Source organism: Leptospira terpstrae serovar Hualin str. LT 11-33 = ATCC 700639 (assembly GCF_000332495.1).
GTDB lineage: Bacteria > Spirochaetota > Leptospiria > Leptospirales > Leptospiraceae > Leptospira_A > Leptospira_A terpstrae.
This window is the reverse complement of record NZ_AOGW02000018.1, coordinates 302,967-327,928: the sequence shown is the minus strand read 5'-3', so window position 1 is coordinate 327,928 and position 24,962 is coordinate 302,967. Positions and strand designations below refer to the sequence as shown.

Below are 24,962 nucleotides of genomic sequence, written 5' to 3'. Positions count from 1 at the left end.
GATAGATCTCATGAATTCAAAACTCGAACCAAAAAAATCCATTTTCTTAAACCAGGAACTGGCCATTAAATACAATATATTGGAGACGTTTCTGTAATAACAGATTTCGATCTATCCTCAGTTTCTCTTTAGCGAACAGTGTCCAAAACACTTACCGAGAGACTCAATGAAACAAGTTCTATGGGGCCTATCCTTATTTTTATTCGCAATTCATTCCATTTTGGCACAAACTACGCCAAAAGAAGGAGTCACCTTACCCAAAACAGACGGAACCGCCGAAACCTCACAGCAGGCAGATGAAAAAACAGAAAAAGAACGATGGAGGTTTCTGTTCTATGCAGGGGCCGGCAGGGCTGAAATCCAAACCAATCCTAATATTCCCTTTGCTCATAGGGATCCGAATACTGGGCTCACCACCAATCCAGGAATTGCCAAAAAAACGGGCCTTACCAATGCTGGAACTACCAATTTTCCATCCGAAGGATCAGGAACCAACCAAGGGACAGTCTTTACCTTAGCTAACGACAAATGGTTGTTTGCTTATGGATATACAGCGATTGATTTAAAGATGTCACCAGCAAACCAAGGAACTGTGCCTTTACGTTCATTTGATTCGTCATCGGAACATGTCGTTCGAAATATCAGAGTAGATTATACACAAAAAATAACTGATGTGTTCTCCACCGTATTTTCTGTTCGTCAATTTCTTCGCACAGGAAACTATCAGTGGGACAATGTATTAGAGACAACAAACGTAACGAACCACTATCTCGCTTTTCCCAAAATCCAAGTAAATGACAATATGCGAATTAACATCTTTGCCCTTGGATTCAAATTCAATTATTTTAAAAATTGGGAAATTGAACCTTACTTTCAATATAGAGATGCAAGATTTTATGCAAATGTGTTTTCTACCGTAGGGATCGCACAAAGATCGGATAATCTTCTTTTGCCTTCAGACCCCACTGCTATTGGAAATGCTTGGGCTTACCAAGGTTTAGGAAGTGCGTATGCATTACCTCTCTACAATTCCATACAAAAAGAATTTGGAAACCTAGGCCTTAGGTTACAATACAATCCTTATAAATTCCTTTTCCTTAGAACTGATGTTAGACGGAATCCAGTGCTTGCCGCCTGGGAAGTTCGAGGATCTGTAACCATATTTTTCAATAAACATTTTGGAATCACTGCAGGTGGAGTGTATGCGGAAGCAGAAATCAACCCGTTAAGTTTACGTGGTTGGGAAATTGGTCCTACATTTACTTATTTGTTTTAAAGTAAATTTAGGACCAAAAACAAAATTAAGGATTACGGTAATGGAATTTCAATTCTTTTACCGTCTTCAGCAATAATCAAATCGCCATTAAATTCTTTTCTGACAGGATCCTTATAAATCGATTTTGTTTGGAAATAACCTTTAACAAACGGAATCATATGAGTTAATACTAAAGTTTTTACTTTTGCCTCTTCTGCTAACTTTGCTAATTCACTCACATCGATATGATATAACTGGATATCCTTCATGATTTTTGTAAACTTAGGATTACCAATAGTTTCATATGATTTTTCAATGTTTGCAATCATTGATTTATTCATAACCTCTGAGATTAAAAAATCTACCCCAGAAGATTGTTTTTTAAGTACTTCCGAATCTGCCGTATCACCTGAGATCACAATCGACTTACCTTTATATTCAATTCGATAACCGACAGCAGGTTCGACTGGCACATGGTTTACAAAAAAAGCATGAACCACAACTCCATCTTTTTCATAAACAATTTTTGAAGAACCATCTGATTTGGGATAAAATTCATTTGGCTTAGCTCCACTCCACTGAGAAGGCATAATCTCTTCTCCATGGTGTTTGGTTCGGTAATAATATTCCAAATTGTAACTCTTTAGAAATCCATTCACAAGCTCTGTAATCCCTTTCGGTCCATACACATTCAGATTTTTTTTTCTTCCGAGTAACCAACTGCGATCAATCACCTCACCTAAATCGGCAAAATGATCTGAATGAAAATGAGTAACAAAAACTGCATTGATTTCTGTTACTGGTAAGTGGAGTTTCTCCATCGCCATGGCAACACCATCACCACAATCAAAAACTAAAAACTGACCATTCACAAAGACTGCAGTGGAATTCTGAATGCTTTCTGAAGGAAGTGGAGAACCAGTGCCAGTAAGCACTATCGTGATTTTATCTTTGTCTAAAAGTTCTTTTGCCGCTTTTGATTTTACATTTGTATTTTCGGTAACTCGATTCAATACGAACTGATCCCAAGAACAAGAGAACATAAGAAACAAAGTCAAATGGAGACCGAGTAAAATGGATTGGTTTTGTTTAATTTTCATTATTTTCCTTAGTAATGTTTTTTATTTCATCAAAGTTTGTTCGTAATATGGTTCTAAAACCAATATGACTTGAGGCTAGGTGGTCTTCTTGTGGTTGTCTTGCAGCGGCTCGATAGCGTTTGCAATAGTTAGGTGAACATAAGTAGGAACCACCTTTGATTGTATGGTATTTTGATTTTTCTGTCGGATCGGTAAACTTCCAAGAATCTGAGGTATACTCCCAAACATTTCCGATCATATCATAAAGACCGAACCCATTTTTTGCATAACATCCTACAGGTGAAATTCCAATAAATCCATCTTGTCCTTCATCTACAAATGGGAACGCACCTTGCCATGTATTTGCATCTTTATGGACCAAATCACTCGGAGATGCCCCTTCCTTCCCACCACTCGCCGCCCACTCCCATTCCGTTTCTGTGGGCAATGAATGACCTTTCCATTTGGCATACACCAAAGCATCTTGGTATGTTACAGCCACTACAGGAAAAGCACCCTTACCTACTATATGGGATCCATTCCCTTCTGGATGACGCCAATTGGCTCCAGGGACATACCTCCACCATTCAAAGGGAAAATTCCTTTGTACATTGTTTGTTGAATTTTGAAATACGATGGCACCTGGTTCATTGATTTCTTGATTCGATTCTCTAGATCCACCGGGTATCCAATGCCTTTCTGCTTCTGTGATGTAACCTGTCTCAAAAACAAACCTCGCAAATTCATCGTTTGTAGTTTCTGTTTCATCCATCCAAAAACCAGTTACAGAAGTTCTATATACAGGAGATTCCTCAGGATAAACATTATCTCCCTTTTGAAATGAACCAGAGGGAATCCAAACCATTCCCGAATGAACTGTGTTTCGATTTGATTCTGGATACTGACAAAAAGTTTTCTTTGATTCGAAATACTTCAACACAATAGAACATTGAAAAAGACTAAATCCAATTAGGACGATTGTCAGTTTCGAAAACCAGGAAAACAAACTAATTTACCCAATAGCTATATTCATCTTCAGGTTCTTGTTTTTGATCTAAGGTTTTATCGATAGAGACAGGAAATTCAATAAACGATGGCCAAAGGGGTTTTGGCATTTGTTTATTATAATTTACTAATATTTTTTCAAGTTTTTCTAAAGTATCAGGAGAAAGGGAAACTACGTTATTCTTTTCTAAAGGATCTGTATCTAAATGGAACAACCATTTCTTTTTAGGTCGTTCTGTTTGGATCAATTTCCATCCATCCGACTGGACGGTCTGATAGTATCCGTCGCTCCAAATGAGTGGCCTCGGTTTTTGAATCTTTTGTCCTTTAAGATAAGGTAAAAGATTGTCCCCATCTATAGGCCTATCCTCAGGTAAACTAGCACCAGCAGCACTTGCTACCGTTGGAAGGATATCAATATTAGTTATTGCATTTTTGTATTTGGTACCAGGTTTGATATGACCAGGCCACTTTGCTACATAGGGAACGCGAATCCCTCCTTGAAAGAAAGTGAGTTTCCATCCTCTGTAAGGAAGGTTTACATCAGGAAGGCCAATATAATTGGGAGCCCCATTATCACTGGTAAAAATCAGGATTGTATTTTCATCGAGACCTTCTTTTTTTAAGGAGGCCAAAATTTTTCCTACACTTCGATCCAAAGAACGAATCATACTCAAATACACACGTTTCCTGTGGTCTTTGATATGATGCAAAACATCGTAATCTTCCTTACTTGCTTGTAATGGTGTATGGACTGCCCAATGAGCTAAAAACAAAAAGAATGGGCGGTGTTTATTGGTTTCAATTACCTTAACTGCTTCCTCGGTAAAGTAATCTGTAAGATATTTACTTGGCTCAAACCACTTCCCACCGTTATAACTTACACCAAACCGCATATTGGGCCATAAAAACTGATCAATCGGATCAAAATCCTGTTTTGAATTATAGACATTCGGATCCTCAACAGGAAGGTAAAGTCCACTTTCCATAAACAAAGTTTCATCAAATCCTTGTTTGTTGGGACGCATACTTTCAGTACTTCCCAAATGCCATTTCCCAATATGAACTGAATGGTAACCTCTGGCCTTAAGTACTTCAGCAATAGTGATTTCTGAAGTGGGCATTCCCAATTCGTTAAAACTTTTAGATTTTTCAGCCTTTTCTTTGTCAATGATGACTGGATACAATCGGTTAGGGTCAGCATACAAATCAGCTCCCACTCGAGCTAAAGCTCCTGGAGTCGGTGTAAACTCCACCCCAAACCGAGAAGGATACCGACCAGTTAAAAGAGCAGCACGTGAGACTGTACAGACCGCACTACCTGAATATCCAGAATCGAATCGGACTCCTTCTTTTGCTATAGAATCAATATTTGGAGTGGGAACACCTAAGTCCGCATAACCACCGCCATATGTTGTAACATCGTTAAAACCTAAATCATCTGCCATAATCACAATGATATTCGGAGGACGAACTTTTAGGTTCTTTTGAGGAAGGTTCGGGCCAACTTGCCAAGGCACGGGATGGTTTGGTTCTCTTGGATAACGAATGTCTGTAATCCAACCCAAAGAATAACGAAGTAGAAGCAAACGGTTATAATAAAGAATACCGAAAAGAATCAAAAGAACCAAAAAAGAAGATAATAGAATTTTTAAAAGTTTCATCACAGAACCCAAAGTCTTTTGAATGAAGGGTTCTTTCTCCTAGGAGGTACGCCAAGAGTTAAGTATTCCGTTAAGTTTTGGAAAGTGTAAAAAAGGTCAAATCCATCCAATCTAATGACAAATCGAACAATGTATTCGACACGATCTAGACCAAAAAGAGAATCAAAGAATTAGAGATTACTCAGGCCTTATGGTCTTTCGATTACGTTTGCAAACAAAGTGGCTGGTGAAAATCCAAACCCTTCAGGCACAAAACCCCCATCTAACTTTACTAATATGGAAATGATAGCATAATGATGAACTGTATGGGAAATTAAAAACATTAACTCACGGGTCATGTTACTAATCACCTTCGGTATTGGTTGGTTTGGATTATAATTTTGAGATATAGTGAGTGGTTCTAAAGTTAAAGTTTGATTTTGAAACTTGGATACATAACCGATCATCGATTGAACTGCAAACAAACGATTGGATTCCAGTTCTGGATTACGTTTCCTATTGTCATAATCAATATGACCCACCATTATGCCTTCCCAAAACAATTCATAATGCTCTAAAATATGCCGAACATGTTCCCCAATGGAAGCATCCATGTTTTGTCTTTTTTGTGAATAACTTTCGTTCGAAATAGATTCCAAAAGTTGAATCCCTTGCTCCAAAATCTGGGAGTTCTCGGCAAATAAAGGGTTCATACAATAGAGCTTAGACTCAAGATTTCTTGCCATTTTTATACAAAATTCAAGTATTTTGCTCGATAATCAGTTGTTTTTCTCCTTCTTCTCCCAATTTCCTTGCAAAAACAAGGACACTTTCCATCCCAAGGGCCGGTCTAATCAAGCAGACAGGTTTTCTTTTTTTCGCCATTCTTAATTTTTCCAAATTTTCTTAAAAAAAATTCCATTCACTATTTTCAATTTAAACACGTTGACTGACCAGTCAGTATCTTCGTTTATGGATAAAAGGGGTCACCATGTTTTTTGCTGTTCTTTTTATTCTATCTGCAATTTTCGCTATGACCCTCGGTGTTCCCGATGTGGCCTTCCCGCAAGGGGACGAAATTATGCACATTCGTTCCATTCGGGAAAGTTTGGATGCTGGTAGTTATACCCTTCCTGTTTTATCAGGTCTTCCCAATCCTTACAAACCACCTCTTCTTTTTTGGATGGGAATGTTCTTCGATAAAATTTTTGGTGTGAGTTATTTTTCTGAACGATTGGTTTCTTTTTTATTTGGCCTCGGAACTTTGACTTTGTTCTATAAACTTTACAATTCAATAAGTCATTCACTAAAGGAAACTAAACTCGCAACACTAGCTTTTGCTTTCTCTTTTCTTTCTCTTAAGTTTTTTGGCCTACTGATGATGGAAGGGGCAATGGTGTTTTTTACACTGCTTTATGTTTTTTTATTCTACCAATCTAAGAAATCAAAAAAACAAACATATATTGCATGGGGTAGTTTCTTCGTTGGATTCGGATACCTCCTCAAAGGTCCAATCCTTCATATTTATATTCTATTATTTTTGCTCAGTTATTTATACATTAAAATGATTCGAGTGAGAAGAGGACATTTTCAAATTTCCTACCGTCCTCTTCGAGAAGAAAGAGTTACACTTCTACTATTTACACTTTCTTTCATAATTCCAATCCTTTGGGTTTCTTATTTGTATCTATTTACAAGTTCAGGAAAAGAATTGTTACGTTTCTTTTTTATCACTGAAAATATGGGGAAATTTTACGCAGCCAACCAGTCTGGACTTAGAATTTGGGGAGGTTGGTTCCTTTACACAATTCCATTTACAATTCCTTTAATCCATATTACATGGATGATCACCATAAGAAAAACTTCGAACCAAAAAAACAAAATTTTGGCTACGGTGGTTTTGGTATTTTTATTATTTGTTACCATCTTTCACTTAATGCCAAATAGAAAAGACCCTTACTATGTAACGCCCTTTATCGCTTTTCTATTTTTATTACCGGCCTTAAAAAAAGAAACTTGGAAGACATTGATTCTTTCCAAATACAATCAATATTCCATTCCCCTATTTTACTTTTTATTTGTATTGGTAGCAATTATTTTGAGGCTTCCTGCTCTCTTTGCATTTTCACTTCTAGGAATCATCATCACTGTAGGTGCTATACTTTCCTTACAAAATGAAAAGTTTCGTTTTTATGGAATCTTTTTCCCCCAACTCCTACTCATTCCAATTACCATGTTTTTACTCCTACGCCCAATGGCTGACCCCGATACCGCCAAACAACTAACAGGAATACAAACTAAAGAAATTTGTGTGATTGCAGAGAATCCTTGGACAGCAATGGACATTCAAAACAGAATCAAAGATACTAAAGTTTACTTTGCTCTCCCTCTCACTTACAAAGAAACCTGTCCTACTGCCGATACTCTCATCGTTTTTCGAGACACTACACTCACAGAGGACTGGAAGAAAGTGGCCTCTTGGTTTCAGTGGAAACAACATCTGAATTTAGATTCCAATCAAATTTTACGAGCCCTTCTGAAGATGGACAAACGTTCTTTCCAATCAGAAATCACTGTTTGGAAACGGGGAGAAAACCTATGAAAAAATACGGATTCTTAATTTTCCTTTTGGTTCTTGTATCATTTTGGGACTTCTCTAAAGACAATGCACCGAAGTTTGGACAAAAAGCCAAACTAGACCAATCATCGGGTTGCAAACTCCTTTGTGAAAAAGCCAGTCTTTGCCTAAATGAAGACCAGAAGAAGTTACAAGATCCCAAGGTTTATCAATTTGCCTGCGAAATTCTTTGTACTAAACAGTACCAATTGTTTTCCGAATGTTCCAAAGCAATCGCAGACTCCTGTAAAAGCGGTGAGTTATGTATAAAAAATCAAACAAAGGGGCTTTTTTAAAAACAAAAAAAGTTAAATGACCAGTCATGCAAAATAAAACAAGTATTATACTCCCAACATACAACGAAGCCGGCAATATCAAAAACTGTGCCGAAACAATTTCTAAAATTTTAGAAAAAGAATCATTAGATTTTGAAATCGTCATTGTAGATGACAATTCTCCTGATGGCACTTTTGAAGTTGCGAAAGTACTAGCAGAGTATGACAAAAGAATCAAACCCTTTGTGCGTACGACAGAAAGAGGTTTAAGCTCTGCTGTCACATACGGGTATGGAAAGGCAGAAGGAGACAATTTGGTTGTAGTGGATGCTGATTTCCAACATGACTATACAAAAATCCCTGAAGTCATTCGCCTACTAAAAGATAACGATATCGTTGTAGCTACGCGAAGAAGTTCAGATGGAGGTTACGGAAACTTTCCCATCTTTCGAAAATTAGCAAGTCAGTTTGCTACTAAAATTTCTGAGTGGTTGTTCCCCGTACCTATATCTGATCCGATGAGTGGATTTTTCGGAATTCGTAAGTCAGTCTATCTAGAAACAAAAGGTAAACTCCACCCAAGAGGATATAAAATCCTTTTTGAAATTTTAGGTTCGGTTCGCACAGAAAAAATAGCAGAAGTTGGTTATACTTTTGGCCTTAGAACTTGGGGACAATCGAAACTTGACTCTGGAGTGATCTTTTATTTTATATGGGACCTAATTTCGATTAAATGGAACCAATGGAGGTCTTCTCACACTTTCCAGTTTCGGTCCAAAAGAAGAAATTCCCATATCCATCCATAAATGAAACTTTAGGGTTAGAGTAAAAATCGAAGGAAAATCTAATTTTTTTTCGATTCTTTTTTGTCTCACAAACCCTAAGGTATTTTTTCCTTTTACCGTTCTTTGTTTTGTGAGGGACAATATGGTCACAAAATCAATAGAGGAAAATTGTTATCGAATTGAGTCGAATCGATTGGATGTATATTCTGCTGCAAGCCTGGAGGAAGACATGACAAGTATTTTCCAGAAAGGAGTCTCCTCTCTCTCCTTAGATTTTTCCAATGTGGAAGAAGTATCCTCCGCTGTTCTTGGACTTTTATTATACAAAAAAATGGCCTACCAAAAACAGGGAGTTACATTGTTACTCATCAACGTAAACCCACAGATCCAAAAGATTTTAAAAATTCTAAATCTAAATGGGTATTTACTTCTTTAATATTGTTTCAAAAACAGCTCCCGAATGGGCTCCCAATTGGAGAATTCCTTCCCGCTCTTTTGCACCACCAAACTGATACAATGACTTAGATCCTTTAGGAATTGTTTCTTTGGTTTCTTTCTCCCCGAAGTTTAAATACACAATTACAACTTTATTCCCAAGGATCCTTTCAAAACTCAAAACGTCTGGGTTGTTCGAAAATTTTGTTTTAACACTTCCCTCTTTCAAAACTACGGATCCTTTTCTTAATTGAAATAAGGAACGGTAATGGTTCCAAAGAGAATCTTTATTTGTTTTTTGATTGAGAACAGTATCTTCTATTTGGAATTTCCCTAAAGGCAACCAAGGACTTTCCTTCGAAAATCCAGCATTTTTACTCTCATCCCATAACATAGGCAGACGACAATTGTCTCTATTGATATAAATTCCAAGTAAATTGGATAAAAATAGAGGAACCAAACGATTCATTTTGGCAATGGGATCTTTTCCCAGGAAATTAGAGATCCGCCCTTCTTTCCTTGCTATCTCTTCCCCATAATATACGATTGGAATTCCCCTTGCTAAAAATTGGAATGCCGAAAGAACTTTGGCTTTACGAATATCACCACCTAACCGATCGATGTAACGCCTTTGGTCATGGTTTCCCAATACATAGGTAGGTACGAAAGGAGCTGGAAAATCTTTTTCATTTTTTTCCAAAAGATCTTTAAAAAACTTTGCATGGTAATCAAAGTGAATCAGTTCGAATTGGAATACAAGGCTTAGTCCATCCGCTTTTTCCCCTAAAAAGGATTTTAATACTTTGTCCGACCCACTCACTTCTCCAATCAAAAAAGGCTTTTGTTTGTATTTGGAAATATGTTTACGAACTTCCTTTGCAAATGCAAAAGACTCTGGTAAATTTAAATTAAATTGTTTCTTCTGAAAAAACGCCTCATCATGGTTATCTGGCGTAGGAAAATAACGTAAACTCGAAGGGTTATCTCGAAAATTTTCATCTTTATAAATTGAGTTAAAGATATCGAGTCGAAACCCATCCACTCCCTTATCCAACCAAAAATCCAAAATACCGAACATGACTTTTTTGACTTTGGGGTTACGATAGTTTAGATCGGGTTGAAAAGATAAAAAATTACTATAGTAAAACTCATCGGTTGTTTTGTCATAATTCCATCCAGAAGTTCCCACCATCGAAATCCAATTGTTAGGTGGTTTTTTAGTTCCTTTTCTCCAAATGTAAAAATCTCTTTTGGGATTTTCTTTAGAAGATTTGGATTCCAAAAACCACGGATGTTTGTCTGAAGTATGGTTCATCACCATGTCTAGAACAATCCTCATCTTTCGTTTGTGGATTTCTTTGATGAGTTTGTCACAGTCTTCCATTGTCCCAAACCGGGGATCAATGGCAGTGTAGTCGGATATATCGTAGCCGAAATCTTCTCCAGGACTTTGATAAAAAGGAGAAAACCAAATGGTTTCCACACCCAAAGCTTGGATTTGGTCCAAACGTCCAAGAATCCCTTGTAAATCGCCAATTCCGTCCCCATTGGAATCCTGAAAGGACCAAGGGTAAATTTGGTAAATTGAAGTTTGTTTCCACCATTCCATTTTGTTTTCCATGACTTTTCTAAAACTTTATCGTTATTTCAGTTGCCTCTTACCTAAATACCGAATTTCTGTTCTTTATACAAGCAGGTAGCAATGGATAAAGAAAAAATCAAACTTTCCGGTTTCAACAATCTGACAAAAGTTTTGAGTTTTAACCTCTACGATTTTTGCATCACTTTGGATGACGAACAAAAAGGTAGATACGTAAGTTATATCCACGACAAATACAACGCTAGCAAAATAACAGAAATTTCTAAAGAGATTGTCAAACGAATTGATGCCAATATACTTTCTGTCTCCGCACAAGACTACGATCCTGTAGGTGCTTCTGCTATGGTTCTTATGAGTGATGTCAAAGGTGGTGGTAATCCCATTCCATCGGCTCAGGTGAGTATGCACCTAGACAAATCTCATATCACAGTCCACACTTATCCTGATGCTGCGGATCCCGATGGAATTTGTTCCTTTCGAGTGGACATAGACATTTCAACCTGCGGAGAGATCATCCCTCTTGACTCCATCAACTTTTTATTTGAAGCTTTTGAATGTGATGTTGTTTATATTGATTATGTAGTTCGTGGGTACACTCGTTTGGCGGATGGAAGAAAAATTTACAACGACCACCATTTCAACTCCATTTTGGATTTTGTAAAACCGGAACTAAAAAGAAACTATACATTTTTATCAGATATCAACATGCCACAGGACAATACTTGGCAAACTAAAATGATGATTAAAGAACTTGGACCAGAAAACTATCTTCTAAACCCAGAAGATATTTCACACCCGGATGTTCCGAACAAAATGAAACTTTTACGTGAGGAAATGAAAGAAGTTTACCACATGATCCATTAATATCATTGAATGGATTTGGATTCTATTTCCTTTCTGATTTCGCTCCACTCTTCTTCTCCCAATTTCGGTATTAAATACATAAAATCGCGATTGGGGGGAACCAAAAAAAATTGAGTTCCATGTTCATCTCGTTTTTTAAGAGATGGATGGACAGGCAAATAAGCACCTAACTTCCGATAGAAACTAACTTCTTCTTCTGTTTTAGGACGAAGAGCCCTAATCTTTAAACTTTTTTGGTAATAAGCCAAGTAAGACTGGATCGCTTCTTCTGTTTCATTTGGATCGGTAACTAAAAAATAAAAGGAAGATTGAATTTCAGGAAAACGATCTTGGAACTGACGAAGGGCAGCCAGTGCCAATGGACATTTTTTCCCACAACCCACAAGCCCAGGATAAATCCAAATCCATGTATCTTTTGGTTCATTTGAAAACCTTTCTTTACAAAAAGGACACTCTACAAATCGAGACTTCTCCCCAAAGTAACCAATTCCTAAACTAAGAACAAATAGGAATAAAAAACCAAGGAAAAATAGTACAAGGTTTTTAATTTTATGATTCTTCATCTTCAATGACGGCAGCTAAGGTTTCGACAGATCCCTTCAAGTCATTGAAAATAATATTTCCTTTTTCGATGAGTGCAATCATATTCGAACTGGTTCCCAAATTCGTTTGGGTTTTTACATTCAAATCCATAATGGAAGCGGAAATTTCTTCCATACTTGTCGACTGTTCCTTACTAGAAAGCTGCATCTCTTGTGCAATTTGATCTAAAGTTTGGAGTGCCTGTTCTTGTTTTTCGAAAGCGGAAAGTGTTCCTGTAATTTTTACTGTTAGTTCTCTCATTCCTTCTTCTGAGGAAAGAATGGACTTAACAAAACTTTGGACTGTTTGGTTGATTTGGTTGGACTGTTTGAAACTTACTTGGATAGCCGATTTAATTTTTCCTGATATAGAAGAAATGTTTTTCGTTGCTTCTGCTGTAGAGTCAGCTAGTTTAGAGATCTCAGAAGCAACTACGGCAAATCCCCGGCCAGCATCTCCAGCACGTGCAGCTTCAATCGATGCGTTTAACGAAAGTAAGTTGACCTTTTCTGCAATATCAGAAATTAGTTCTAGAATTTCTTCCATCTTTTCCGAATCATCCACAGCCACTTCCATGGACTGGTACAACCCTGTAAATTCTGCCTCTGTTTTTTTAACCGTATCAGCGGATTCTTGGATTTTTGAACGCATCACTTCCAAGGAAGTAACAAATCCTTCGTTTAAACTGAACAAATTTCGATTCAATTCTTCTACGGTTTTTACTTCTTTGATTTGCCGATTGGACCCTTCCAAAATCAATTGGCTCGATGCTGCAGTTTCTTCTGTTGCTGCAGAAATTGCTTCGATGGAAGATGATTGAGTTTGGAAAGAACTTTCGAACTCTAAAACTTTTTGAGAGATTAGAGCGGAGTTTCCAACAAAATTTTTCGTTCCAGAAGATACTTCTTCCAATGCAGCAGTCACCCCCGCAATCACAGTTTCTAAATGAGTTTGTGCTTCAATTTGTTTTCTTAGTTCCATCACAGAACGATAGGAAAAATAAATCAAAAATCCTGTTTCAAATACAACGAACAAAGCATGTGTGAATACAATCTCAAGTCCCGTTCCATAACTATAAACCATCACTTTAGTTCCGAAAATGACAGTACCAAATTCTTGAATGTAATTTCCAACTAAGTGGTGTATGGCAATGGTCAGCGCTGCTAAGAGTAAAACTCTCCAATCGTCATAGACAAATAAAATAGCAAGAGCACTGAATACATGAAAGTGCATTTCGATCCGACCAAACTGGGCCTGGATCATGAGAGCACTGAACATCATAAGTGCAGCCCCATTCCAGGCTCTTAGAAAAAAAGTTCCTCGTCCCAAACGGTAGAACACAAATGAAACAAAGGAAAGTACAACTGCCGATAAAGTGACGACAGTAGTAGCACCGTATCCTAATGAGAGAAAAAAAACAAGGGGAGTGTGAGCCAAAATTGCCCAAAGAAAAAATGTATCTACTTTTTTTTGGCGTTCCAATAGAACCGCTGCCAATCTAATATCCATATCATTATAGACGAAAATTATTGACTGGAGTCCAATCATAAAATGTTTCTATTATCTTTTTTAGTATTTTTTAGCTCACATTTGATGATAGGATTCTATTAATCCGAATGTGGTAATATAATCACCTAAACAATTTGATTACAATGTTCCATCATTCATTTTCAATACTTACTTTCAGGGGAACTACCCAAAAAATACGAACATTGACAAATCCATTGGAGAAATCTAAGAGGAGATTCACTGTCTTTCCATTCATGTATCAAATTTGTTTTTCCCATTTTAGTCATAAATGATCACTGAAATAAGATAATAAAGCGATAAGGCTTTCCCAGAATTCAAACTTTCTCTCTTGATTTACCGAAAATAGATTTTGATACTTGTTAGAGAAGGTATATTTTGGAACAATTCTCGGAACCCACGGATTCAGAAACACCACTTACTGGTGAAACTATGGATCCATCATTTTTCATTCCATTGCCTAAGAATATTGCTAGTTATTCGATGACCTCCCAAGCAATTTTAGAAGAACTTCGTGTGCGCCATAGAAGACTGGAAATGCATGGCAGTGCTGAAATCACCCCTTCCCTGCTTTTGACAGTGGATTCCATTCCTGAATTGCTCTCGAAACAAGTCCAACTCACCGAAGTTCATAAATCGGGGGCTGCGATTGCGGAGGCCTTTAAAGAACTTGCGGGCCTTACCGAACACAATAAAGAGCCTGTTGTTTATTTTTATCCTTTCTTATTGCAGGTTGATCAAAAGCTAATGATGCGAATTAGTATGATCGCCCCACAAAACAGAGAAAAGACGGATATAGTTCCTTTTCGTAGAGCTTGTTTCAAATACAGTGTCGATTTAATTGACCAATTATTGAAAAACAGAGCGAGCCGGGAATTATTACTAGAAGATGAAAATCCAGGTGCAGGTCTTGTTCGTTCCGATCAAAAAGGAAATACTTATTTTTTCCCAACTAAACTTAGTTATGAAAGTGAATTGGAATCGATGATTCGCAAAACTATGGACTCTTACGGTTACATTCCTATGAAGGATTTTGTTTTGGATGTAATCACAAGAGGAAAAGAAACAGCAAAACTTGTAGAGATCATTCCAGGTTACCACCTCATTTTGCCAAACGGTTCCCACCATCCTGAATATGCGCGCCATCTCGCAGTGCAAATGGATGGGCTTAGGATTTTTTCCTTTCCTTACCTCAAACGTTTTGCCTTGGATAACAAATACGCTGGATTTATAGAAAAACTGAACGAACTAGAATCCTATCTTCCCAAACGAACAGAAGAACTTCTCAAAACAGGCGTTAGTTTTATACCAAACTTTTCTTCCCTCCTCCAAGAATTTCCTTTTGACCGAATCACAAATGAAGAGGGAAAACGAGTGGGTAACTCAGTCAGAGAAAGCCTCCTCATTTTAGAGAAACTAAACAAACACCTAAAAGAACAAAAAAAAGAAGATGCCGAGGAAGCAGTCATCTCCTTAATCAAACTACTGGGAACAAAAATCGAAGACAATACAGCAAACACACTCACTCTCACCAAACTTGATTTAAACGCTGAAGTAAAAGCACTGGGTCTGAAAAATGAAATAGAAACCGAAAAGGCAATTTCTAAAATTGTAAGTTCTCTTTCAGAAATTTACGGTTGTTTGGAAATGAAAGAAGAGAGTTTTCATATTCTTTTTGCCCTGGACCAAAAAAAACTTTCTAAAGTCGAAGCCAATACATTCAACCTGGCAAAGACCGACTCGAATTATAGAAATGAACTTCCTATCCTGGACCAAATCCGTGTGATTTTAAAAAACAGATCGGATCAAAATATAGATAAAGAAGAAATTCCAGAACAAGAATTAGAAGAAGAAACAATTATAAACCAAAACCTGTTAAGAGAACCAAGAATTTCTTTTTCGGCACTACAGGAAAAATTCCATGTTCCCATTGGTGTTTTTACTTTCCTAACACTCGCATCCGTTACCACAATAGTTTCCCTATTGCTCGGAACATTGGAATACATTATCAGTGGTTTTTTCCTTAGTTTCCTTGTTGGTCTTACCCTTGGGTATCTTTATCGTTCTGATGGGAAACAAAAACCAACCGTAGAGAAACAAACACAATCTACTCCAAAGGAAAACAGATCACTAGGGATTGCCAAAGTAGCAGAGGGATTTATTTATCCTAAAAAATTCAATAGTATCGCAGAAAAAGTTTACGACTTCAAAAGGTTACGAAACCATATCGAAGATTGTGTAGAAGATATCAAAGCCCAACTTCCCAACTCAGACCAAAAAAAAGATTCTAACAAAATTGTAGCAGAGATTGAACATGCTATTTTACAAATTTCTGTGGTCATGAAAATTCCAGAAGCCCTCCAATTAAAAAATAGACCAAAAGAACTTATTCTTTCAAAAGCCGATTTTCGCACGATTCTATTTAGAACCCAACTAGCGGAATATTATAGAAAGGAAGCAAGTATCTATAAATCGGATCGTGACCAAATGGATTACATCCAGTTTATCATTCGAGAATTAGAATTTGGCTATAATAAATATATAAAATGATAAAATTGGTTCTATGAAGTCTTTTGTATACAGAACAGTTACGATTTTATTTCTCACTTCCCTATTTTTCCACTGCAATAAGGAAGTTGTCAATGCAGGCGAATGGTTAGAAAACCATAAAGAAGATCGGGTTCTTAATCTTTCCAACAAAGAAGTGGGAGTCCTTCCTGCATCCATAGGAAATTTAACCAAGGTGGAAGAACTAACCCTTCAATACGATTCACTCAAAGAACTCCCAAAAGAAATCGGAAACCTCAAACAATTAAAGATTTTAAATCTCTTTGGAAACCCAATCAAAACCTTACCGGAAGAGATCGGTAACTTAGAAAATTTAGAAATTTTACTTCTCGGTAGAACCGAACTGAATGAAATTCCGCAAGTCATTGGTCGTTTACAAAAATTAAAAACGCTGGCTTTAGATGAAACAAAAGTCCAACTAACAGAGGCTGATGTAGAGGTGATAGCAAGTCTTCCCCATTTAGAAATCCTTGACCTAACTCTCATGCGGGAATACAAAACCCTACCGAAAAACCTGTCGAAATTAAATTCCCTAAAACATCTCGTTTTACAAAAGACCCTACTCGAAAAATCGGATGTGGTTCGGCTTCGGGACGAACTTCCCAAGGTGCGAGTCAAACTCTAAGAACTTAAAGATATTTTTTCCGTTTTCTCTTTGGCCTAGACCTCAAAAATTGGTCTTACTATGGCCAAACCAGAAACGGAAAATCCTTATTCTAAAACGGTTCTCCTCCCACAGACCTCCTTTCCTATGAAAGCCGACCTGGCAAATCGTGAGCCCGGTCAAATTAAGATTTGGAAAGAGAAAAAAGTCTTCCAAACCATGAAGGAAATTCGTAAATCCAAACCTTCGTTTGTATTGCACGATGGGCCCCCTTACGCAAATGGAAATTTCCATGTGGGTCACTCTCTCAATAAAATTTTAAAAGATATCATTGTTAAATCTAAAACTCTCGCTGGCTTTCAAACCGACATGATTCCTGGATGGGATTGTCATGGTCTTCCCATCGAAGTACAGGTGTTAAAGAATCTTGGCAAAGAAGCAAGAAACACAAGTCCTAGTGAACTTAGAAAAAAATGCCGCGAGTATGCTACTGAATTTGTAGGCAAACAAGGCGAAGACTTAAGTCGCTTTTTATGTTTCTGGGAAGAAGATAGAAAGTATCTCACTATGGCTCCGGAATTTGAAGCAAGGATTGTGGAAGTATTTGGATCCCTCTTTGAAAAAGGATATATCTACAAAGGAAAAAAACCTGTGTATTGGTGTATTGATCTAGCAACTGCTCATGCAGAAGCAGAGATCGAATACCAAAACCATGTATCACCTTCCATCTATGTAAAGTTTGCTGTCAAAGGCGAAAAAGATACGTATTGCCTCATTTGGACCACCACTCCTTGGACACTCCCCGCAAACCTTGCGATTTGTTTTAATCAAGATTTGGACTACTCTCTTTTCCAATCGGACAGTCATGGAAGACTGATCCTTGCTGATGGATTAAAAGAAGCAGTGGAACAAAAAACAGGGATCACACTCACAAAGATTCATTCTTTAACAAGTGAAGATCTTGGAAAAATGACCTTCTTACATCCGTTTATCGATAGAGATTCCATTCCTCTTTTTGGAAACCATGTCACTTTAGATGCGGGAACAGGTTGTGTCCATACAGCCCCAGGGCACGGAACAGACGACTACCGTGTGGGAACAGCGGCAGGTCTACCTCCTCTTTCTCCGGTTGATGATTACGGCCGTTATACGGACGAATTTGAAATGATGAAAGGTATCAAAATCTGGGATGCCAATCCGAAAATCGTGGATCTTCTCAGAGAAAAAAATGCCCTAGTCCACTACTCCGAATTCACTCACTCTTATCCTCATAGTTGGAGGAGTAAAAAACCTCTGATCTTTCGAGCCACACCTCAATGGTTTTTTTCCATTGACCATGCAGGCCTTAGAGAAGAGTCCCTAAAGGCCATTGACAAAGTTCAGTGGATTCCCGATTGGGGGATCACACGGATTCGTTCCATGGTGGAATCAAGACCTGACTGGTGTTTGTCGAGACAAAGAAATTGGGGGGTACCAATTCCCTCTTTTACTTGTAAATCTTGTGGGTTCACCCATCTGGATGACAAAACCATCAAACATTTCATCCAAATTGTAAAAAAAGAAGGAATCGAAGTTTGGTATGAAAGAGAAGCAAAAGACCTACTCCCCGAAGGAACCAAATGTTCAAAGTGCGGGTCTCTTGACTTAAAACAAGACAAAGATATTTTAGATGTTTGGTTTGATTCTGGAGTATCCAGCTTTGCTGTGTTTGGTGATTCTCTTGACCGCGAACCTGCTGATTTATACTTAGAAGGTTCCGACCAACACAGAGGATGGTTCCAATCTTCTCTTTGGCCTTCGATGGCAATTCGAAAAAGGCCACCTTATAAATCGGTCCTTACCCATGGTTATGTCTTAGATGAAAAAGGCCACGCCATGTCTAAATCCCTTGGAAACGTGATCAATCCTACAACGGACATCATCAACCAATTCGGGGCAGATATCCTAAGGCTTTGGGTTTCCACTCAAGACTTTAGAGATGATGTTAAAATCGGAAAGGACTCCATCAAAACGGTTGCCGAGGCTTATCGTAAAATTCGAAACACATTCCGTTACCTATTAGGAAATACGAATGCAGAAACACTCACATGGAATCTAAAAAAAGAAGATTTAGAACCCATCGATAGGTACTATCTGCATAAACTCGCCAAACTGAATGAAGATGTCAAAAAACTCTACGAAAACTACCACTTCCACCAAGTGTATCATAGAGTTTTGGTATTCTGTACTGTGGATCTGTCACAAGACTATTTCGAAATCATTCGAGACAGAATGTACTGTGATGCCAAAGATTCCAAAACAAGAAAGTCTTCTGAGTATGCTCTAGCAGTCATTTTGGAAACTCTCACAAAAATCTTAGCACCCATCTTATCTTTTACCACTGAAGAAGTATGGACTGAGTTTGGTGCAAAGGATTCTGTTTTTTATTCTGACTTTTCTGACTTAACCTCTTGGGTAGATTCCCAATTAGAATCGCAATTTGTATCAGTTTTCCAAACGAAAGAATTAGTACAAAAAGCTTTGGAAGAAGCAAGAAAACTTGGAAAACTAGGTAAATCTTTAGAAGCTGAAGTTTTAGTCACAGGTGAATCCTTAAAAGAAACTGGATTTAGCAAAGAAGACTTAAGCCTATTCTATGTAGTATCAGAAGTAAGTTTCGATGCTGGTGGCCTTCGTGAGGTATTTTCAGAATGGAAAGGGGAAAAGGATTCCATCCAAATTCGTAAACCCCACCACCACGAGTGCCCACGCTGTTGGCGTCATGTTTCGGAAACAGAAGGAAAACTTTGTGGAAGGTGCGATACGGTAGTTTCTAAACTTTCACCTAAATAAAACATAAGTTCCAGCGATTCTAAATCGCTCATCGAATGTAGGAAAAGGTCTGTCTATGTTAGTCTACTTGAAACATGGATAGACCTTTTTTATAGGATAGAGCGATTCTTTCTTCTGAGAAAAAACTTCTCACCAAACGCTCATTTTATGAAATGAAAACTAGGATCATTTCCTTCGAAACTTTCTAAGGAACCTTCCTAAAATAATTTCCGACTCTGGAAGTTTTGTAAAACTAGCTAAGGCAAAGTATATGACTATCGCAGGGAGGATGGATACCACAAGACAAATCCTACTCCCATTGGCATACCCCATTCCTAAATTATCCATCAGGGATACTAAAAGAACCGGTTTCAAACCCAACTCCGATACAACCAACCAAAGAAATAAGCCAAATAAGGCCGGAACCATTTTTAAAATACGTAACCATACGGTAAGGAAGGGAATTTTCACTTGGTGCGATTTTAAATAAAATAGTAGCAGCGAAGAAGTAACCGAGGCACTGAGAGCCGAAGCCAAAGCGATTGCCGAATGTTTTAAAAAATACATAAGACCAATGCTCACCAAAACACTCAAAGAAAAAGAAATCAGTTGGATTCGTAAAGGGGTTTTTGTATCAGAAAAAGCATAATACGAGGAGACCAAAACCTTATTGATGCTATAAAACGGAATGGCGAGGGAATAAAAAACCAAAGGATATAGAGCAGTCACTGTTGCTAGATGGTCCCAACGTCCGCCAAAGTAAATAGAATCCAATACTGTTTCGCCAAGAACCGCCAAACCAATGCTTGCTGGAAGAGTCAAAAAAAATGCAAAGGACAAAACATCCGATATTTCTTTAGGAACATTTTCCTCTCTTCCTTCCCGAAGGTCTTTCAAAAGAGAAGGAAGGATGGTCGTTGCCAGCGCCACACCTATGATACCTGTTGGAAGTTGCACAAGCCTCTGGGAATAGTCCAAACTTACCACAGCCCCAAGCCCTGGGTTTTGGTTTTGGATGTAGTTAGCAAGAAAGATATCCACAAGGAGGCCAATCTGGTAGAAACTTCCGCCAAGTGCTGCCGGTAACATCAGTTTAAAGATTTTACGAATGGCAGGATGACGAAAGTTCAATCGGAAGATAGGACCATATCCATTTTGATACACATACCAAGCTTGCACGAAAAGTTGTAACACTCCTCCAATTACAATTCCATAGGTCAAAACAAATACTTTGTCTCGGATCTCATGATAAAAAGGAAATACAAAGAGGAAAACAATCAAGTAACTGAAGTTAAGGATGATAGGAGAAAGAGAAGGTACAAAGTAATTATGGTGTGAGTTCGAAATCGACATAAAAATCGAAGACAAACTCGCTGTCATAATCAGAAAAAACAAAACTAATGAAAGTTCTACGACAAGTGTTCCGTATTCCGGAGACCCACCCACAAGAGTAGGCAAAAATCCAGCAGCGAAAAACCAAAAGAGAGCCACAAAAACTGACAAACAAAGAAATAAAAAACTAAGCACCGTTCCCGACATCACACGCGCTTCTTCTACACCCATCTTTTCATATTCTGAAAATATAGGCATAAAGGACTGGCTCAAGGTTCCCTCGGCAAGAAGGTTACGAAACATATTCGGAAGGCGGTAGGCTACACTAAAGGCAGAGGCAACCATTCCTGTTCCAAAACTAACAGCCATAAAGTGGTCACGAATGAGGCCTAAAATCCGAGATAAAAAGGTATAAAATGAAAGGGCAAGCGAACGTTTGGTGCTTGACTCACTTCCTTTGGCTTGTTTTGTCATAAGACCAGATTTTAGATTGGATTCAATTTTTCAAGAAAACGTACTGAACCATTCAGACTCATTTCAAACTGAGTGGAACAACCCGGACATTCGTGTTTGCCAAACTTGTGAAGCCTAAGCCTTGTTCCACAAACTTCACATTGAATGATCCGCTCCACTGCTTCCAATTGTTTGGTTTTGGACTGGATGTAACTCGGAATGGTAACTCGTTTTTCTTCCGATTCTTTTGCTGTTTTATAAACAGAAAATCTCCTCTCTAATTCATGGTTCAAAGTTTCTTTGATTTCCAATCGAAGGCTGTTGAGTTTTTCTTCTAAAACAGTTTCCATGGGAGAAGTGTTCGTCTTAACGGAAGGCTCTTCCCTTTCTTCCTTATCTAAGGATTCCAGTTGGGAGATGGGTTCTTTTGTACGAGATGAATCCTTGTCTTTGGTTTTTCCGGTAAAGTAAAAACGGATTCGGTTTTCGTTTGTCTCCACCTGTGGAAGTTTTGTGTTCGATTCCGAATGAAATGATTTAGTCTCTGGCACGACTGGACCTTTGGGATCCATTTGTAATAAAAAAGATTCTGCTTGGCTGTGGCTGCGAAAGATCGGTAAACGATCAAAAAGGCCGACAAGACTCAATACATCTTCGACTTCTTGTTTCACCCCATAAATAGCATACACTGCACCCATCTTAGTGATTTGTTTATGGATTTTTACAAGGATACTGATTCCATTCGAAGTGATAAAATCCAGAGCTCCAAATTGAAATAAAAACTTTCTATACCCTTTCTCTATTTGAGAATCAAAGTAACGATAGAAATCTTCGGCACTAGTTCCGTCCAAACCACCTTTGAGTTGGATTGAAAATACTTTATCTTTTGGTTCCATATTCTATCCTAAAAAGATTGCATCCCGAACGGGAGTTTGGTGAGAATCGGGAGAAATTGTCGATACAAGAGGACCCTCCGACAAAATCTCTACTTCACTAGTGGTGTTAGTTTGTGCAAATGTGCCTCTTCCCTGACTAGTTTCTTCCGTTAAATCAAGAACAGATTCCATTGGAATCTCTTTTGTTTCTAAAGTTTCTACCGTTTTTTTCTCAAAGAGTGGTAAACCCGTAGATTCTTTTGGAGAGATACTAGAATCTCTAGCAACTAACATGGTATAGGCCACAAAAGCACCCGTTAATATCAAACTGACAACAAAAGCAAAAAGAATGTAATTAAAAACCATCCATTCCACAAGTTTCCATTGGTTTTCAAAAAGTAATCCTAAGTTTCCCCTTTCATACACTAAAATGACAAGGCCCGTTACATCCAGTGTTCCCGGTTTGTAAAGAGGAGATGTTAGTCTTACTGTATTGGACTTTGCCAGTGGTAAATAAGAAAACACCCATTCAAAACCAGAACGAACTTTAGGATCTCGTTTGGAATTAAGGATTGGATTTTCACCATTTTCGGCTTCTGACCACTGCCACTTTTTCATTCGAATTCCTTTTTTAAAGAAAGTAGAATGGAGGAGTGTCTCCTCTGGTTTTCGATTTTTTAACTCTTCTGGTGTATAAATGGTGTCAGTAGAAACAAGTAGAGTAGCGTCTACAGAGTACAAACTTATTTTTTGGATGTAAAACTGTTCGGGATCATTTTTAGATTGTTCCACATAACGGTGGAACATCTTTTCCATCTCCAGATAACCTTCGTTCTGTAGTCTCTGTTCCGCACTTTTTGCAAGTGCGAGTGTTAAATCCCGAGCCCGATGGTCAGAAACAAACTGCTCTTGGGTGAGCGCATTTTGTAAAGATTCATAGAATGTCCAAACCACAGCACTCAGGGCCAAGGTCTCACAGAGGAAAAAGAAAAGAATAAAGGATAGAAAAAAGCGTGAATATTTCATAGATCCCCCATATACTTTTCGGCTGATTGGATGGATTTACGAAGGAAATTAAGGAAGTAAGTCGAGAAATGTTTGGGTAAAACTCATAACAAACTCGAGCCTTCTCTGCGGGAAATCCTTTTCTTTTCCTAAACGTAAGAGTGATGTCATGTCCTCTGTTTTTGCACCACAGGGGTTAATGAGAGAGAATGTTTTTAAGTCATTCACTGCATTGAGTGCAAATCCAAAACTAGTAAAATAAGATTTTGCATAAATTCCTTCCGAGATAAGTTTTCGTTTGGGCTCTTCTGCTAAATATAGGCCTGGTGCTTTTGGATTTTCTTCCACGCGGAGTCCCCAAGTCTCACGGACAGCCACCACCAAACTTTGATTTAAAATCCTTAAAAAATCGCCCAAACTGAGATTTCTTTTTTTCAAATCAATGTGCAGGTATCCCACAATTTGGCCGGGCTCATGGGCCGTAAAATCTCCTCCCCTTTGTAAAGTGACAAGTTCCACTCCTAAAGTAGAGAGAAGACTCGGAGAAACCAAAAGATTTTCCGCTTTCGCACCTATGCCCCCTGTCAAACATGGACTGTGTTCTAAAAAGAGCATGGATTCCCTTCGATTTTTCCTGGAATTTTCCTGGAATTTTACGTATCTTTGGTACGGAACAATCGAAGGAAACAGGTAAGAAGGAAGTCCTTTTCGATGGAGAAACTTTGTCATGCGATCCTTTGGATCCTCGAAAAATCACCTAATGGTAGAGCCCGCCTCGATTTGGCGAAACTTCTCTACTATTCGGATGGTGTTCATTTCCAAAAACATGCGGAGATGATCACAAGAGGAGACTATATCCACTTAGAAGACTCCCCTTACCCCGTCAAACTGAACGAAGCGCTTTTATTTTTGAAAGAGAAAGGTCATATCGACGCCATTCCCAAAATTGAAGGAAACGGAATCCAAGGGTTTACTTTACGATTCCTTAAGCCTCTCGAAGGACTCATCCTTTCCCGGGAAGACAAAAGGGTAATGATGAAGGTTGTGGAAGCATTCCGTGGCCGAGTTGTGGATGAAAATCGCCATTACCCCAATCTGTATGAAAACTACGTGGTCACCCCACTCTTCGATGCGATTCCTTTTTCCGTAGAGCGGATCAATACGAAAATCCATGTTCTCGTCCAAAAAAGCCTTTTGAATCTATCAGGCAAAATGTTTAGAGTTTTATTTGAGAGGTCAGAATGATCATCACCGTTTGCAAAGGCAAAATCCATAGAGCCGTCGTCACCGAGGCGGAACTCCACTACGAAGGCAGTCTCACTGTTGACCAAGACCTGATGGACTTGGCCGGAATGAAACCTTATGAACAAGTGAGTGTGGTGAACGTAAATAATGGTGCCCGGTTCGAAACCTATTTGATCGTGGGAGAACGCGGTTCGGGAACCATTTGTTTGAATGGGGCAGCAGCTAGACTCGGAATGAAAGGGGACAAAGTCATCATCATCACTTACGGTCAAGTGGCAGAAAAAGAGCTTCCCACAGATTACAAACCCAAGGTAGTCTTCGTAGACGAGAACAATCGCCCGAAAAAAGCCTAATTTCCCTAATTTTTCTAGGGCATTTCTTCGATACTAACTGTATAAACCA

General features: G+C 38.3%; 22 protein-coding genes. 11 read left to right on the top strand and 11 right to left on the bottom strand.

All coding sequences use genetic code 11. The features are described 5' to 3' along the window. Positions 1-166: 166 nt before the first annotated feature. Complete coding sequence (locus tag LEP1GSC203_RS17725; protein ID WP_002975481.1) at positions 167-1,276, top strand: hypothetical protein; 1,110 nt, start codon at positions 167-169, stop codon at positions 1,274-1,276. 32 nt (positions 1,277-1,308) lie between these two features. Here the strand turns inward: LEP1GSC203_RS17725 and LEP1GSC203_RS17720 are convergent, their stop codons facing one another. The 4 genes from LEP1GSC203_RS17720 to LEP1GSC203_RS17705 all read right to left on the bottom strand — a co-directional run bounded on the left by LEP1GSC203_RS17720 (position 1,309) and on the right by LEP1GSC203_RS17705 (position 5,728). Continuing rightward, positions 1,309-2,355, bottom strand: a complete 1,047-nt coding sequence (locus LEP1GSC203_RS17720; RefSeq protein ID WP_002975520.1) for an MBL fold metallo-hydrolase — start codon at positions 2,353-2,355, stop codon at positions 1,309-1,311. Beyond that, the gene (locus tag LEP1GSC203_RS17715) at positions 2,345-3,274 is read right to left on the bottom strand and encodes an SUMF1/EgtB/PvdO family nonheme iron enzyme (protein ID WP_232225936.1); all 930 of its coding nucleotides are present in this window, start codon (positions 3,272-3,274) and stop codon (positions 2,345-2,347) included. Before LEP1GSC203_RS17715 ends, LEP1GSC203_RS17720 begins: the two co-directional genes overlap by 11 nt. Positions 3,275-3,341: 67 nt before the next feature. Beyond that, positions 3,342-5,003 carry a sulfatase-like hydrolase/transferase gene (locus tag LEP1GSC203_RS17710; protein WP_002975396.1) on the bottom strand — a complete coding sequence of 554 codons (1,662 nt, stop codon included), beginning with the start codon at positions 5,001-5,003 and terminating at the stop codon, positions 3,342-3,344. 188 nt (positions 5,004-5,191) lie between these two features. Then, complete coding sequence (locus tag LEP1GSC203_RS17705) at positions 5,192-5,728, bottom strand: DinB family protein (RefSeq protein WP_002975465.1); 537 nt, start codon at positions 5,726-5,728, stop codon at positions 5,192-5,194. Between the two features lie 245 nt (positions 5,729-5,973). Here LEP1GSC203_RS17705 and LEP1GSC203_RS17700 point away from each other — a divergent pair, with 245 nt between their 5' ends. The 4 genes from LEP1GSC203_RS17700 (at position 5,974) to LEP1GSC203_RS17685 (ending at position 9,095) form a co-directional block, all read left to right on the top strand. After that, entirely contained in the window at positions 5,974-7,584 is a 1,611-nt protein-coding gene (locus LEP1GSC203_RS17700) for an ArnT family glycosyltransferase (RefSeq protein WP_002975427.1), read from the top strand. Beyond that, positions 7,581-7,895 carry a hypothetical protein gene (locus tag LEP1GSC203_RS17695; RefSeq protein WP_002975268.1) on the top strand — a complete coding sequence of 105 codons (315 nt, stop codon included), beginning with the start codon at positions 7,581-7,583 and terminating at the stop codon, positions 7,893-7,895. The genes LEP1GSC203_RS17700 and LEP1GSC203_RS17695 overlap by 4 nt, the downstream gene beginning before the upstream one ends. Before the next feature lie 26 nt (positions 7,896-7,921). After that, positions 7,922-8,680 (top strand): polyprenol monophosphomannose synthase, encoded by a 759-nt coding sequence (locus tag LEP1GSC203_RS17690; RefSeq protein ID WP_002975215.1) that lies wholly within the window; start codon positions 7,922-7,924, stop codon positions 8,678-8,680. Between the two features lie 121 nt (positions 8,681-8,801). Next, positions 8,802-9,095 carry an STAS domain-containing protein gene (locus LEP1GSC203_RS17685; RefSeq protein ID WP_002975400.1) on the top strand — a complete coding sequence of 98 codons (294 nt, stop codon included), beginning with the start codon at positions 8,802-8,804 and terminating at the stop codon, positions 9,093-9,095. Here the strand turns inward: LEP1GSC203_RS17685 and LEP1GSC203_RS17680 are convergent. After that, entirely contained in the window at positions 9,084-10,703 is a 1,620-nt protein-coding gene (locus LEP1GSC203_RS17680) for an alpha-glucosidase (protein WP_039938419.1), read from the bottom strand. The genes LEP1GSC203_RS17685 and LEP1GSC203_RS17680 overlap by 12 nt on opposite strands. Before the next feature lie 93 nt (positions 10,704-10,796). On the opposite strand from LEP1GSC203_RS17680, the gene speD reads away from it, so the two are divergent. Beyond that, positions 10,797-11,558 carry an adenosylmethionine decarboxylase gene (speD, locus tag LEP1GSC203_RS17675; protein ID WP_002975487.1) on the top strand — a complete coding sequence of 254 codons (762 nt, stop codon included), beginning with the start codon at positions 10,797-10,799 and terminating at the stop codon, positions 11,556-11,558. A 2-nt stretch (positions 11,559-11,560) separates the two neighbouring features. Here the strand turns inward: speD and LEP1GSC203_RS17670 are convergent, their stop codons facing one another. After that, the gene (locus LEP1GSC203_RS17670; protein ID WP_002975432.1) at positions 11,561-12,121 is read right to left on the bottom strand and encodes an SCO family protein; all 561 of its coding nucleotides are present in this window, start codon (positions 12,119-12,121) and stop codon (positions 11,561-11,563) included. Then, positions 12,108-13,637, bottom strand: a complete 1,530-nt coding sequence (locus LEP1GSC203_RS17665) for a methyl-accepting chemotaxis protein (protein ID WP_002975213.1) — start codon at positions 13,635-13,637, stop codon at positions 12,108-12,110. Before LEP1GSC203_RS17665 ends, LEP1GSC203_RS17670 begins: the two co-directional genes overlap by 14 nt. Before the next feature lie 408 nt (positions 13,638-14,045). Between LEP1GSC203_RS17665 and LEP1GSC203_RS17660 the strand changes: the two genes are divergently transcribed. The 3 genes from LEP1GSC203_RS17660 to ileS are packed head-to-tail and all read left to right on the top strand — an operon-like array spanning position 14,046 to position 19,671. Next, complete coding sequence (locus LEP1GSC203_RS17660; RefSeq protein ID WP_002975365.1) at positions 14,046-16,217, top strand: hypothetical protein; 2,172 nt, start codon at positions 14,046-14,048, stop codon at positions 16,215-16,217. A gap of 13 nt (positions 16,218-16,230) precedes the next feature. Beyond that, positions 16,231-16,860 (top strand): leucine-rich repeat domain-containing protein, encoded by a 630-nt coding sequence (locus LEP1GSC203_RS17655; RefSeq protein ID WP_002975327.1) that lies wholly within the window; start codon positions 16,231-16,233, stop codon positions 16,858-16,860. 60 nt (positions 16,861-16,920) lie between these two features. Next, a complete protein-coding gene (ileS, locus tag LEP1GSC203_RS17650; protein ID WP_002975234.1) occupies positions 16,921-19,671 on the top strand; it encodes an isoleucine--tRNA ligase in 2,751 nt (916 codons plus the stop codon). A 165-nt stretch (positions 19,672-19,836) separates the two neighbouring features. On the opposite strand, the gene murJ is transcribed toward ileS, so the two are convergent. Genes murJ through lipB form a run of 4 tightly spaced genes read right to left on the bottom strand, consistent with a single transcriptional unit; the run spans position 19,837 to position 24,044 of the window. Further along, a complete protein-coding gene (gene murJ / locus LEP1GSC203_RS17645) occupies positions 19,837-21,456 on the bottom strand; it encodes a murein biosynthesis integral membrane protein MurJ (protein ID WP_002975495.1) in 1,620 nt (539 codons plus the stop codon). Between the two features lie 11 nt (positions 21,457-21,467). Beyond that, positions 21,468-22,331, bottom strand: coding sequence for an STAS domain-containing protein (locus LEP1GSC203_RS17640; protein WP_002975229.1), 864 nt, complete (start codon positions 22,329-22,331; stop codon positions 21,468-21,470). A 3-nt stretch (positions 22,332-22,334) separates the two neighbouring features. Then, complete coding sequence (locus LEP1GSC203_RS17635; RefSeq protein WP_002975318.1) at positions 22,335-23,336, bottom strand: LIC_12071 family protein; 1,002 nt, start codon at positions 23,334-23,336, stop codon at positions 22,335-22,337. 48 nt (positions 23,337-23,384) lie between these two features. Further along, on the bottom strand, positions 23,385-24,044 hold the full coding sequence (gene lipB / locus LEP1GSC203_RS17630) for a lipoyl(octanoyl) transferase LipB (protein WP_039938346.1): 660 nt from the start codon (positions 24,042-24,044) through the stop codon (positions 23,385-23,387). On the opposite strand from lipB, the gene LEP1GSC203_RS17625 reads away from it, so the two are divergent. Next, positions 24,027-24,560, top strand: coding sequence for a type II toxin-antitoxin system antitoxin SocA domain-containing protein (locus LEP1GSC203_RS17625; RefSeq protein ID WP_002975298.1), 534 nt, complete (start codon positions 24,027-24,029; stop codon positions 24,558-24,560). The two genes, lipB and LEP1GSC203_RS17625, sit on opposite strands and share 18 nt — an antisense overlap. Further along, positions 24,557-24,913, top strand: coding sequence for an aspartate 1-decarboxylase (panD, locus tag LEP1GSC203_RS17620; RefSeq protein ID WP_002975457.1), 357 nt, complete (start codon positions 24,557-24,559; stop codon positions 24,911-24,913). The genes LEP1GSC203_RS17625 and panD overlap by 4 nt, the downstream gene beginning before the upstream one ends. Positions 24,914-24,962: the final 49 nt, after the last annotated feature.

Bases quoted from the DNA above. Each gene is read 5' to 3' on its own strand.
- LEP1GSC203_RS17725 (WP_002975481.1), top strand. From the start codon at position 167: ATGAAACAAGTTCTATGGGGCCTATCCTTATTTTTATTCGCAATTCAT.
- LEP1GSC203_RS17680 (WP_039938419.1), bottom strand. From the start codon at position 10,703: ATGGAATGGTGGAAACAAACTTCAATTTACCAAATTTACCCTTGGTCC.
- LEP1GSC203_RS17690 (WP_002975215.1), top strand. From the start codon at position 7,922: ATGCAAAATAAAACAAGTATTATACTCCCAACATACAACGAAGCCGGC.
- LEP1GSC203_RS17635 (WP_002975318.1), bottom strand. From the start codon at position 23,336: ATGAAATATTCACGCTTTTTTCTATCCTTTATTCTTTTCTTTTTCCTC.
- LEP1GSC203_RS17625 (WP_002975298.1), top strand. From the start codon at position 24,027: ATGGAGAAACTTTGTCATGCGATCCTTTGGATCCTCGAAAAATCACCT.
- LEP1GSC203_RS17670 (WP_002975432.1), bottom strand. From the start codon at position 12,121: ATGAAGAATCATAAAATTAAAAACCTTGTACTATTTTTCCTTGGTTTT.
- ileS (WP_002975234.1), top strand. From the start codon at position 16,921: ATGGCCAAACCAGAAACGGAAAATCCTTATTCTAAAACGGTTCTCCTC.
- panD (WP_002975457.1), top strand. From the start codon at position 24,557: ATGATCATCACCGTTTGCAAAGGCAAAATCCATAGAGCCGTCGTCACC.
- LEP1GSC203_RS17720 (WP_002975520.1), bottom strand. From the start codon at position 2,355: ATGAAAATTAAACAAAACCAATCCATTTTACTCGGTCTCCATTTGACT.
- LEP1GSC203_RS17705 (WP_002975465.1), bottom strand. From the start codon at position 5,728: ATGGCAAGAAATCTTGAGTCTAAGCTCTATTGTATGAACCCTTTATTT.
- lipB (WP_039938346.1), bottom strand. From the start codon at position 24,044: ATGACAAAGTTTCTCCATCGAAAAGGACTTCCTTCTTACCTGTTTCCT.
- murJ (WP_002975495.1), bottom strand. From the start codon at position 21,456: ATGACAAAACAAGCCAAAGGAAGTGAGTCAAGCACCAAACGTTCGCTT.
- LEP1GSC203_RS17695 (WP_002975268.1), top strand. From the start codon at position 7,581: ATGAAAAAATACGGATTCTTAATTTTCCTTTTGGTTCTTGTATCATTT.
- LEP1GSC203_RS17685 (WP_002975400.1), top strand. From the start codon at position 8,802: ATGGTCACAAAATCAATAGAGGAAAATTGTTATCGAATTGAGTCGAAT.
- LEP1GSC203_RS17655 (WP_002975327.1), top strand. From the start codon at position 16,231: ATGAAGTCTTTTGTATACAGAACAGTTACGATTTTATTTCTCACTTCC.
- LEP1GSC203_RS17640 (WP_002975229.1), bottom strand. From the start codon at position 22,331: ATGGAACCAAAAGATAAAGTATTTTCAATCCAACTCAAAGGTGGTTTG.
- LEP1GSC203_RS17700 (WP_002975427.1), top strand. From the start codon at position 5,974: ATGTTTTTTGCTGTTCTTTTTATTCTATCTGCAATTTTCGCTATGACC.
- LEP1GSC203_RS17710 (WP_002975396.1), bottom strand. From the start codon at position 5,003: ATGAAACTTTTAAAAATTCTATTATCTTCTTTTTTGGTTCTTTTGATT.
- speD (WP_002975487.1), top strand. From the start codon at position 10,797: ATGGATAAAGAAAAAATCAAACTTTCCGGTTTCAACAATCTGACAAAA.